Source organism: Clostridium sp. CM027 (genome assembly GCF_024730565.1).
Taxonomy (GTDB): domain Bacteria; phylum Bacillota; class Clostridia; order Clostridiales; family Clostridiaceae; genus Clostridium_AD; species Clostridium_AD estertheticum_B.
On sequence record NZ_CP077725.1, the window covers coordinates 2,675,880 to 2,688,584 of the forward strand.

The 12,705-nt window shown below is 33.5% G+C and carries 5 protein-coding genes, 2 tRNA genes, 2 rRNA genes and 1 pseudogene; all 10 read right to left on the reverse strand.

Going from position 1 to position 12,705, the window contains the following annotated elements; genetic code table 11:
- Positions 1-12: 12 nt before the first annotated feature.
- Positions 13-1,410 carry an NAD(P)/FAD-dependent oxidoreductase gene (locus KTC92_RS12615; RefSeq protein ID WP_220287566.1) on the reverse strand — a complete coding sequence of 466 codons (1,398 nt, stop codon included), beginning with the start codon at positions 1,408-1,410 and terminating at the stop codon, positions 13-15.
- Positions 1,411-1,582: 172 nt separating this feature from the next.
- Positions 1,583-3,799, reverse strand: coding sequence for a hybrid sensor histidine kinase/response regulator (locus tag KTC92_RS12620; RefSeq protein ID WP_216304408.1), 2,217 nt, complete (start codon positions 3,797-3,799; stop codon positions 1,583-1,585).
- Between the two features lie 260 nt (positions 3,800-4,059).
- A pseudogene (locus tag KTC92_RS12625) lies at positions 4,060-6,768 on the reverse strand (UPF0182 family protein); the annotation flags it as partial.
- 9 nt (positions 6,769-6,777) lie between these two features.
- On the reverse strand, positions 6,778-7,941 hold the full coding sequence (locus KTC92_RS12630) for a DUF362 domain-containing protein (RefSeq protein ID WP_220287568.1): 1,164 nt from the start codon (positions 7,939-7,941) through the stop codon (positions 6,778-6,780).
- Positions 7,942-7,966: 25 nt separating this feature from the next.
- Positions 7,967-8,482 (reverse strand): transcription repressor NadR, encoded by a 516-nt coding sequence (locus tag KTC92_RS12635; RefSeq protein WP_216304407.1) that lies wholly within the window; start codon positions 8,480-8,482, stop codon positions 7,967-7,969.
- Positions 8,483-8,656: 174 nt separating this feature from the next.
- Complete coding sequence (locus KTC92_RS12640) at positions 8,657-9,175, reverse strand: HDIG domain-containing metalloprotein (protein ID WP_258280599.1); 519 nt, start codon at positions 9,173-9,175, stop codon at positions 8,657-8,659.
- A gap of 125 nt (positions 9,176-9,300) precedes the next feature.
- Positions 9,301-9,376 (reverse strand) — tRNA-Ala (locus KTC92_RS12645).
- 5 nt (positions 9,377-9,381) lie between these two features.
- Positions 9,382-9,458: transfer RNA gene (locus KTC92_RS12650), tRNA-Ile, on the reverse strand.
- An 8-nt stretch (positions 9,459-9,466) separates the two neighbouring features.
- Positions 9,467-9,583: ribosomal RNA gene (gene rrf, locus KTC92_RS12655) — 5S ribosomal RNA — on the reverse strand.
- 190 nt (positions 9,584-9,773) lie between these two features.
- Positions 9,774-12,699 (reverse strand): 23S ribosomal RNA (locus tag KTC92_RS12660).
- Positions 12,700-12,705 lie beyond the last annotated feature (6 nt).

The following is a 12,705-nucleotide window of genomic DNA, read 5'->3' on the forward strand; positions in this document are numbered from 1 at the left end:
TAAAATCATCTCCTACATACTATCAAATTCTTTTATTCTATATAACACAATATTAGAATTTTTTGAGTCCTTAACTATCTCTGTCATTTTCTTATTGGTTTCTCTTGCTAAAATAGAAACAATCTTGTTTAAACAATGTGATCCTTGACAATTTCCAAATGCAGCACCGGTTCTTCTTTTAACTCCTTCTACCGTCCGTGCACCTAAAGGTCTCCTTATAGCATCCACTATTTCACCTTCAGTTACTTTTTCACATCCGCATATTATATTACCATATTTTTTATCTATCTTAATAATACTTTTTCTTTCCTCGTCACACAATTCTCTAAACTTATAGTACTCACGCCTTTTATCATTGAAATCTTTTTTGAGCTTGCATTCCATCTTGCTCACTACACTCTCACATACAATGCTTGCTATAGCAGGTGTCATAGTAACTTGACCGTAGTGCTTTCCTTTAATCTGAATAAGTCCATCATCTATACCGCTATCATCAATTATCATAGGCTCTTCGAAAAAGGGCCATTCTAAAAACATTTTAACATCCATATCGTCTAGACCATTTGTTATCTTGGATACCCTATTTACTATTTCATCATAACTGACATTCTTTTTTGTATCAAAAGCAGCTACAGTATCGCCCTCCATAGTTGGAATTGTATACATACTTTCCCCTTTAACATTAATCATAAATAATGCATGCGAAAATCTTGCTTTTTTATCATTGTCTAAAAGTATATACTTTGATATTCCTTCATTATTATTTACATGAAGTTTTTTTTCATTTACTATACTGTAATTTTCTGAAGGTGTTGTATTTATTACCATTTTGCAAGTGAATTTATTTTTATTAGTAACAACTCTAAATCCTTTTGATATTTCTTGAATATCTATTACTTCTTCTTCTAATTTAAATTTTACACCATTATCAAATGCCACTTCGCCATAAGATAATGCTAAATCAAATGGACAAATTACCCCCGTATTTTTAGAATATAACGCTTTTTTAACATCTATATTTAAGTTTTGTTCCATTTCATATATGTATTCTGGTTCTAAAATAAATACGTCCTTCGTGCCTCGCTCTATTGCTCTATTATATATTTTTTTGATTATTTCAACCTCTTCATCAGTTTGAGCAATTATTAAGGAACCGCACCTTTTAAAGGGAACATTAAATTTAGCACTTATAGTATCCATCATTTTATTACCCATACGTTCAAGCTTTGCAGTTAAAACATCTTCACTTTCAATACCATTATATATCATAGCAGTGTTTATTAATGCTACATCATCCGCTATATCATAGTCTTTTTCAATAACAGCTATATTAAGATTATATTTTGAGATCTCATAAGCAACTGCACATCCAATTATTCCTCCGCCCAAAATAAGTACATCATAGTCCATCGTAACCCTCCAGCATAAAACAAAACTGTTTTAATTTACATTATTATTATATCCTTTTTTAAACATGTGACTCAATATGTTAAATTTTTTCCTAATTTCACTAAAAAAGAAGAACAGTCATCCATTCTTCTTTTCGCCCGTATTTTAGACGTAATTGTCATTTGATGGATATTCAATCTCTTATACTATAACAAGAAAGCATTTTTTTTAAACTTTCTTTATTTATAGGTTTATTTAAAATGAAATCAACATTATTCATATCTTGACCTTCAAAAGATCCCACCCAACCTGTCATTAAGCAAAAATATGTCTGATTGTTTATTTTTTTAACTTTTTCAGCAACTTGAAACCCATTAATACTCGGCATGGTAAAATCACATACAATTATATCATATTTTCTCCTTTGTAACTCTGAGTCTAAATTTTCACATCCACAAGCCTTTGTTTTACATTTAACAATTGATTTTATCATACTAGCAACAACATTTCTTATTTGCTCCTGATCATCGATAACAAGAATGTTGCCTTCAAAATCAATTACATCCCTTAATCCTACGTCATCACTTTTAGTTATTTTTTCACATAGGGGTAATTTAATAATAAAAGAAGTTCCTACATTTTGTTTGCTTTCAATTTCCATGCTCCCTTTATGTGAAAGTATTATATTATAAGAGATACTTAATCCAAGCCCTGAGCCATCATTACCTTTTGTTGTAAAAAACGGTTCAAATATTCTTTTTTGAATCTCTTTTTTCATTCCCATTCCACTATCTCTTATTTCTATAATAGCCATATTAGCTTTATTTTTAGTAATGAATTCTATTTTACCACCTTTTGGCATAGCATCTATAGCATTTACTATTATATTTATAAATACCTCTCTTATTTCTGTTATATTTCCTTGCATCTCCTCATTAGATTTTAATGATTTAATTATGCTTATTTTTATTCCTTTAAAACTACTTCCTGTTAGCCATTTACTTTTAGTTAAATCTATTGCATCTGAAATTACATTATCTACACTAAAAATTTCAAAATCATTATCTTTTCCATTACATTTTTGGGTTAATTTTTTAACCTTATTAGTAATATTGATTCCATCATACGCACATATTTCTATAATGCTAATCAACTTCAAATTTTCTTTTTCCTTAGTTTTATCCTTTAAAAGTTGAACAGAGCCTACAATTGGTGTAAGTATATTATTTATATCATGAGTTATTCCCGCAGCCATTTCTCCCATAGCTCTCAGTTTTTCGTTTTGTATTAGTCTATTTCGCATATCAGAAAATCTTTTTTGATCCTGTATTAAATAAAATGCAGTTTTACATATTGATTTTAAATGTTCTATGTTATTTTTAGATAGCTCTCTATTATTTTTATATCTTCCTATACATATTACACCCTTAGAACTATCATAATATTCTACATTAATAGCCATATAGCTTACTATGCCTAATAACTTGAATTTTTCTACTAATTCTGAGTCCTCTATTTCACTTAAATTTAATAATGAATCTCCATTACTATTTAATACCATTTCATTGAAGCTATTAATATAATGGATCGTTTTTATATCCTTAATCAAATAGTATTTATGTTTTTTAGTGATCCCATAATAATTACCCAATTCTATCGCATTTTTTTGCTCTTTAACTGAACTATGTAAAATACAAAAATCTACATCACATACAGCCTTAATTTTATTCATTACGATTTCTCTGAATTCATTTTCATCTGTATTTTGGGGTATATCTGAAAAAATATCATTAAATAAAACTAAATTTTTATTCTGATATTTTAGTTGTGAATTAGACTGAAGCATCCAAATTGCTTTTTCTATTTCACCCTTATTTTTAAATTCCATTTCTTTATTTCTATCTATAATAATTAATGTTTGAAATAAATTGCTAAATCTATGCAATTCATTGAAGTTATATACATTATTGTTAATGTATATCATATTAGAAATATTATCTTTTGAACACTCTATTATTTTTTGAACACATTTAATTAAAACATCTACTTTTCCAACTCTTCTAATTACATTTTTAAAATCCCATACTATTCTCAATTTTTGTCTAACAACAAAAATAATATCTAAAAACTCTCTATAGTCATAATCAAAAGTATCAATATTATACGTTTTTATTTTAAAGATACCTTCATTTATATTATGCCTTATGAAGTCTTCATCACCATCAAAGTTTTTTTCAATATTTTTATAGAATATATCATCTGTAAAAAATATTATTTTTTCTCCGTTTATAAGAGCATCTGAAATATTTTTTATTATTACTTTAGGTAAATTATTAATATTTAAAGAATCTGTACCTATACACAATGAATTTTTACCAGCCTTATACAAATTATTATTTGTATATTTCATAACATAACCCCCATACCCCTTACACTCTTATATATATAAACTTATTCGACATTTTATTTCAAATTCCTTTGTTTTATACAATATTTATCTCACTCTATATATTTTTACATAACGCAAAACAAATTATACTATAAAAGTAAGGACATACAACAATATATGTCCTAAGATAACATTCCATGATAATACAATGTAACATAATCCTATTTAAAACTGAGGAGGTTTTAATATGATTGATTATGTTAACTATATTTAAATATATTTTACTCACTTATTTTATTTAATGTATCACCTAATTGTTTTATAAATATCCCATATTCAGCCCACTTACCATTTTTTTGAGCTTCCAACGCCTTGTTATAAATTTCTTTAGCAATTTTTATATTTTCCAATGATTTTTCATCTAAATTTGATTTTTCTTTAGTTTGGGATATATTATTTTTGTCTGTATAATCAAATATTTGTTCAAGCGCTAACTCTATATTATCAGCTAAAACTATTTTATCACCATAAGACACTATAACCTTTTTCATCTCTGGTATGCTTTTCTCGCCTTTAGCTCTCAAATACATAGGCTCTACATAAATCAAAGAATTTTTAATTGGTATAATTAATGTTTCTCCAAATTGGACTTGTGAACCTTGTGTATTCCAAAGTGATAATTCTTTTGATATTATAGTGTCCTGATTCATCTTTTGTTTAAATAGTACAGGGCTATATACTGTTTGCTTCGGTGGGAATTTATATAAAACCATTTTCCCATAATTGTCCCCATCCATCCTTGCTGCCAATAACGATACCATGTTATCTCGCCCTTTAGTGTTGAAGTATTCAAGTAAGATCATTTCTTCTGTGCTTTCATTCGGTAGTTTCATTATTACATAAGAAGCTTTGTTTTTTTCATTTTTACCCTCAACCTTCTCTTTGTTAGTTGCTATAGACCACACATCATCTCCGTTATAAAATACTCCAGGATCAGTTATGTGGTATTTACCAAGTACATTACATTGTAAATTAAATAAGACTTCTGGATATCTAAGATGTTCTTTTATACCACTAGGAACTGTCTCTGAATCCTTAAATAGTTTTGTAAATATCTTTGAATAATTATTTGCTATAGGATCCTTTTTATCAACTATATAAAATTCAGGTATTCCATCTACTGCGTCAATGACAACTTTAATTGAATTCCTCATATAATTCACACCATTTTGTGGCTGTGAAAACGGATATCTATCGGAGGTTGTATATGCATCTATAATCCAGTATAATCTTCCTTCGTTAATTACAATGTATGGATCACTATCATATGTTAAAAATGGAGCAATTTTTTTTACTCTTTGAACTATATTTCTATCAATTAATATTTTACTATTAGAAGTTATATCGTTGGATAATAAAAACTGAGTACTTTTTTTATTTATTGCAAATAAAATTCTATTTGCGACGCTCATCTTTATTCCAGCCTTTCCATCATAGTTATTAATTTGGTTTTCTCCACCCTTAGGATAATCTAACTCTCCAATTTTTGTATTGACTATACTATAATCATTGGTACTTTCACCAAAATATATTCTAGGATTATCTGTTTTTATACTTGTTTTATTTTCTAAAGGTATATTATTAATCACAAAATCCGGCTGACCTTCACTTGTTACAGAGTTTACCTTACTCATAGCCACACCGTATCCATGAGTATAAACTAGATGTCTATTTTGCCAAGTATTTGAATTGTCTTTTAATGACTCTAACTCAATTTCTCTTGGTGCAATAAATACTTGATTGTATTTCCCATTTATATTATATCTATCAATATCTAAATCATTAAATCCATAATAAAACCTCATATATTGAAATTGATTATAAAATTCTAATGCTGGTTTAAAAGAGTTTATTTTTATATTATCAATAGTATCTTTATTAAAATTAATATCCTCTTTCGTTAAATCATTTTTTATTTCAAATGGAACTTCTCCTATGGTGGCTAAATTAAAAGCTTTTCTCGTATTGTCTATATTATATTGAATATATGGTTTTTCTAAAGTTTTTTCATTCGATTGAACTTGAAACTTTTGAACTAGATTTGCTGTTATATGTTCCCCAAAAATTAATGCAACAACCACAATAACAGATATAATCACAGGCTTTGTTTTATATTTTAGTATACTTATAAATGTAATTATGGCTGCAATTAAAGATACCACCGCTATTGTTTGGTAAAACCTTAAGGTTACATGTATATCTGTATATCCTGCTCCAAATACTATTCCTCTTGGCGAGTATACTAGATTCCAAGCTTTTACTAAGTATCCAAGAGCTACCAGCATAAATATTAGTGAAGACACTATGGAAAGCTGCCTTCCTGCAAATTTAGTTATTCCACTCTTAAAGTTTTTAAGTTTAGAAAATATATTTTCTTTATTGGAATGTAATATATGATCCTTAGCAGTTAATGTAATGTATATTACTATAGTAATAATTACTAATACTACTAGCAAAGTTATGAACATTCGATATAGTGATTCAATTAATGGAAGTTTGAATATAAAAAATGAAATATCTTTTTTAAATAATGGGTCTACAGTATTAAAACTTGTAGCATTCGCGAACTGCAGTATTGTATACCAATAGTTAGAAGCAAAGGTAATCGAAACTATAAAAGAGATTATAACATTTATAAATATAATAATTTTGCGTTTTAATCTTTCTTTATTTTTATTCACTTCAACAACCTTTTTCCATCTTAAAATACTACTTTTAAATGTTTTATAATACATCCATATTGCAATATAACTCACCATAAATACTGGTATCATTAACTTTAAAATTGATGTTAATTTAGTAAAATATACTGATAAATATCCTACTTCCTTAAACCACTGTATGTTTATAGCAAAATTAATTATGTTACCTAAGAAAGCTAAAAGTATTACTATTATTGCTATAATGATAGCTACGGTCTTTTTTCTTTTCGTAAAAAATCACCTCTTATCTAATTTTAGTAATTTAGCTAACTTTGAATATTTTGTTTCAATTGCACCAACTGGGCATAATTCCTGACAACAAAAACATCTAATACATTCATGCATATTCCATTTAGGATTTAATATGTCTCCTTTTAGTACCATCTCAATCGCCGCAGGCTTCTCTGGACATACCTCAGCACACCTTCCACACCCTATGCATTTTTCTTTAATTAGGGTTGGGTTTGGTGCTATCATTTCTCTTAGAAAATTAGTTACCCCTGGGTTTATAAAATAAAAGTTACCTCCCTTCCTACATAGTTTAAAATCTTTTGCTTTCATAGATTCTAAGTCTTCACCAAGTATGTTTATATCCTTTGAAAGTACTACTCCCCATTTGCTATCATATGCTTCTTTTAAAACAGGTGTATCCAAAGGATCATCGTAACCTATAAGTCTAACGGCAGTGGAATCCACAGCTGTTAAGCTCTGTCCCATAATTAAAGTATTCATTTTATATGGCTGTCCACTTTTAGGTCCATTACCTTCCATAGCAATTATACCGTCTAAAATAGCAAAATTAGTCCCAACGGCCGTATTCAAATCCAAAAGCATCTTGCAAAAATTATTTGCATCAGGCATTCTTGTATGCCAAGTTGCTTTTTGCGCTCCTGGTATACAACCAAATTGATTTTTTACAGCTCCTGTATAATAGGCCATAGCATGTGTTTTAAGTTTTGGCAGTGATATAACAACGTCTGCCTCATAAGCAGCTTTAGAGATATTCCAAGATTTACATAAAATAGAATTATCTAATTTAATATGTACTGACTCTTTAAAATCCTCAAAAGTAACTCCGTATTTATCAGCAACCTCCATAAGACCAGATTTTTCTGCTGCTTTTCTTGAATCTCCGAAGCCAGGCGAATCACCAAAGCTAATGTAACTAGAATATTCCCTAATAACTCTAATTACTGCTTCAAAAACAGCATAATGAGTTACTACTGGCGATCCTTTACTCTCAACACTTAACATATTAGGCTTTAAAAGTACTTTACTGTTTTTTGGTATTAATTGTTTCAAAAATTGGTGTCCACCCAATAATTCAAATCCCTCTCGCAACTTTTTTTCTACTAAATCGACATCATATTCCGTACATTTTAAAAGTGCAACATTTTCCATAATACTTTCTCCTTTAATAATTAAATTACTCACAAATTAAGTAATTCTTATTTTTTAATTCTTTTATAATACACTCTATAATCTCTTCATTATCCGCTTTTATAGTATGTAAGTGTATTCCTTTAGTTAACGAGGATAATGGCTTGGCACTAAATTCTTTAAACTTTCTTGTGAATTTCTCAATATCCATAATTGTCTTTATCATGAGCATTGCTCTTATTTCACCGTATAAAGAGTGTTCTACTGTTACATCCTCTACTATACCCCCAAATTTTACAATGCATTCAAGCTCATTATATATATCGTCTCTTGTGTGTGAAACTGCAATTACCCGCCTTACATAATTACTTTCTTCTTTAGGTATTAAATAACCTTCTGAAGTCGCAATTATATTTACACCTTCTGCCCTTATAATTGCAATATCTTTTACTATAACTTGTCTTGTAACCCCTAGTTTCTCTGCTAAAAAGTTACCTTTACATGTAATATTGTCTTTAAATAATTTGTTTTTAATATATCCTCTTCTTTCCTTTGAATCCATTCTTTCCTCCCAATATTTGTATTTAATTATATTCTATCACTCTTTATGTATTATTAGAAATACTTTATAACATATAAATGATTTTAAATTAAAAGCATCCTTTTTTATAAGTATATTTATCTAATATATACTTTTACTGTGATAAATCAAAAAAAGAAACTATATATTAGTTTCTTAATTTCTATCATCACATTCTTTTAATAAATCTAATTCTATATCACCTGTTATATTATTATTATGATGATTTTTCACTAAAAATAAAATTCTATCGTTGTAACCATACTTCCTTAATAAACTATATCCTATATCTCCATGATTATAATAAATATTAACATTTTTATTTTTCTTATATGTTCTAATTTTTCCATTTGTCACCTTGTGAATTATAACCATTATAGCTTTATCTATTGGATTCATACTATTATATATTTTACCTATATCATGAAGCAATGCAACCTTTATCAAATCATTTGATTCTAACTTTCTTTGATTACAAGTTAATTTTACATCCTTAGCTACATTTATACAGTGTTTTTGCTCATAAGTAGGTAATTGGTTTAATAATTGTAATTCATAAGTTTCTAAATGCATTTTAAGAAACTCTAAATCTTCATCATTAATCTTCGAAACCATTGACCTGTAAAACTGCTTTACTCTATATAGTGACATCATAAAGTTCCTTTCATATTTCATATTATTGCTTTTATATTGTAATACATCTTACCTAATAAATCTATAATTAAATCATTTCCTTTTGAAATGTCGTTAAGGACTAATTTTTAACGAAATAAAAAACAGCCCATATTTGGACTGTTTTTTGGTGGAGATAAAGGGAATCGAACCCTTGACCCCCTGCGTGCAAGGCAGGTGCTCTCCCAGCTGAGCTATATCCCCACATATGGTGGACCTTCAGGGACTCGAACCCCGGACCGACCGGTTATGAGCCGGTAGCTCTAACCAGCTGAGCTAAAGATCCATGTATTGACCTGGCGACAACCTACTCTTCCACAAGGTCACCCCTGCAGTACCATCGGCGCATTGAAGCTTAACCTTCGTGTTCGGTATGGGAACGGGTGTTACCTTCATGCCATAATCACCAGATTTATAAGGCATTAACCTTACAATTAAAGTATACCAAGCTATTGTTAACTTGTCAATATACTTTATGAGATATTCTCTCAAAATTGCACAGTGAATTAATCTTCTTCCTTTGTCAGAAGCTTAGTTTCTTTCTTACGAAAGAAATAATTTCTGCGAAAGAAGTATATCGCATTACTTTTAATTATATATTTAGGTCAAGCCCTCGACTTATTAGTATTAGTCAGCTGAACATGTTACCATGCTTACACCTCTAACCTATCAACCTGGTGGTCTTCCAGGAGTCTTACTAACACCGCACTTACGTGCGAGTTATGGGAAATCTCATCTCAGGGTGGGCTTCACGCTTAGATGCTTTCAGCGTTTATCCCTTCCAAACATAGCTACCCAGCGATGCCACTGGCGTGACAACTGGTGCACCAGAGGTTTGTCCATCCCGGTCCTCTCGTACTAAGGACAGCTCCCTTCAAATTTCCTACGCCCGCGACGGATAGGGACCGAACTGTCTCACGACGTTCTGAACCCAGCTCGCGTGCCGCTTTAATGGGCGAACAGCCCAACCCTTGGGACCTACTTCAGCCCCAGGATGCGACGAGCCGACATCGAGGTGCCAAACCTCCCCGTCGATGTGGACTCTTGGGGGAGATCAGCCTGTTATCCCCGAGGTAGCTTTTATCCGTTGAGCGATGGCCCTCCCACGAGGTACCACCGGATCACTAAGCCCGACTTTCGTCCCTGCTCCACTTGTAAGTGTCGCAGTCAGGCTCCCTTCTGCCTTTGCACTCTTCGCGCGATTTCCAACCGCGCTGAGGGAACCTTTGGGCGCCTCCGTTACTTTTTTGGAGGCGACCGCCCCAGTCAAACTGCCCACCTAACAATGTCCTGTGACCAGATTCATGGCCTCCAGTTAGAACCTCAGTACTGTCAGGGTGGTATCCCAAGGATGACTCCACACAGGCTGACGCCCATGTTTCTCAGTCTCCCACCTATCCTGTACAGACAATACCGAAATTCAATGCTAAGCTACAGTAAAGCTCTACGGGGTCTTTCCGTCCAATCGCGGGTAGCAAGCATCTTCACTTGCACTACAATTTCGCCGGATGTGTTGTTGAGACAGTGCCCAAATCATTACGCCATTCGTGCGGGTCGGAACTTACCCGACAAGGAATTTCGCTACCTTAGGACCGTTATAGTTACGGCCGCCGTTTACTGGGGCTTAAGTTCATACCTTCGCTTGCGCTAAGTAATCCCCTTAACCTTCCAGCACCGGGCAGGCGTCAGCCCCTATACATCAGCTTTCGCTTTAGCAGAGACCTGTGTTTTTGCTAAACAGTTGCTTGGGCCTATTCTCTGCGACCTACTTACGTAGGCACCCCTTCTCCCGAAGTTACGGGGTCAATTTGCCGAGTTCCTTAACAACAATTCTTCCGATGGTCTTAGGATTCTCTCCTCACCTACCTGTGTCGGTTTGCGGTACGGGCACCAATATCCTCGATAGAGACTTTTCTTGGCAGCGTGGAATCAGATACTTCGGGAATAAATTCCCTTCCCCATCACATCTCAGCGTTAAGAGCAAACGGATTTGCCTGCTTGCTCCGCCTAAATGCTTAGACACACATCCAATAGTGTGCACATCTTATCCTCCTGCGTCATCCCATTTCTAATAACGTCCATTGGTGGTATCGGAATATCAACCGATTGTCCATCACCTACGCCTTTCGGCCTCGGCTTAGGTCCCGACTAACCCTGAGAGGACGAGCCTTCCTCAGGAAACCTTAGGTTTTCGACCGTTAAGATTCTCACTTAACTCTCGCTACTCATGCCAACATTCTCACTTCTGTACCGTCCACCACTCCTTACGGTATGACTTCAGCCAGTACAGAAAGCTCCTCTACCGCGTACACAATTGTGTACACCCATAGCTTCGGTGGTAAGTTTTAGCCCCGGACATCTTCGGCGCAGGATCTCTTGACTAGTGAGCTATTACGCACTCTTTAAATGAGTGGCTGCTTCTGAGCCAACATCCTAGTTGTCTTAGAAATCCCACATCCTTTTCCACTTAACTTACACTTTGGGACCTTAGCTGATGGTCTGGGCTGTTTCCCTTTTGACTACGGATCTTATCATTCGCAGTCTGACTGCCGAAATAAAAGTATATGGCATTCGGAGTTTGATAGGGTTCAGTAACTGTTGTCAGCCCCTAGCCCATTCAGTGCTCTACCTCCATTACTCAATTAATCGACGCTAGCCCTAAAGCTATTTCGAGGAGAACCAGCTATCTCCGAGTTCGATTGGAATTTCTCCGCTATCCACAGCTCATCCCATGGTTTTTCAACACCAACGTGGTTCGGACCTCCACGGAATTTTACTTCCGCTTCATCCTGGCCATGGATAGGTCACCCGGTTTCGGGTCTACGACATGCAACTATGCGCCCTATTCAGACTTGGTTTCCCTTCGGCTCCGTACCTTAAGTACTTAACCTTGCTACATATCGTAACTCGTTGGCTCGTTCTACAAAAAGCACGCCGTCACACATATAAAGTGCTTCGACCGGTTGTAGGCACACGGTTTCAGGTTCTATTTCACTCCCCTTCCGGGGTTCTTTTCACCTTTCCCTCACGGTACTTCTTCACTATCGGTCACTAGGTAGTATTTAGCCTTGGGAGGTGGTCCTCCCAGCTTCCCACAAGGTTTCACGTGTCTCGTGGTACTCTGGATTAGATCTGACTGTTTTTCCTTTTCATTTACAGGCCTATTACCTTCTGCGGAGCAGCTTTCCAGCTATCTTCAATTAAGGAATTGCAGTATTTATGATCTATCCTCAACCCCCAGATCAAAGACCTGGGTTTGGGCTCTTTCCCTTTCGCTCGCCGCTACTTAGGAAATCGATGTTTCTTTCTCTTCCTCCGGGTACTTAGATGTTTCAGTTCCCCGGGTCTACCTCTGCATACCTATTTATTCAGTATGCAGTACATAGTTGTTACTATGTGGGTTCCCCCATTCGGAAATCTTTGGATCACAGGCTATTTGCGCCTACCCAAAGCTTATCGCAGCTTAACGCGTCCTTCTTCGGCTCCTAGTGCCAAGGCATTCGCCATGCGCCCTTTGTAGCTTGACCTTGATT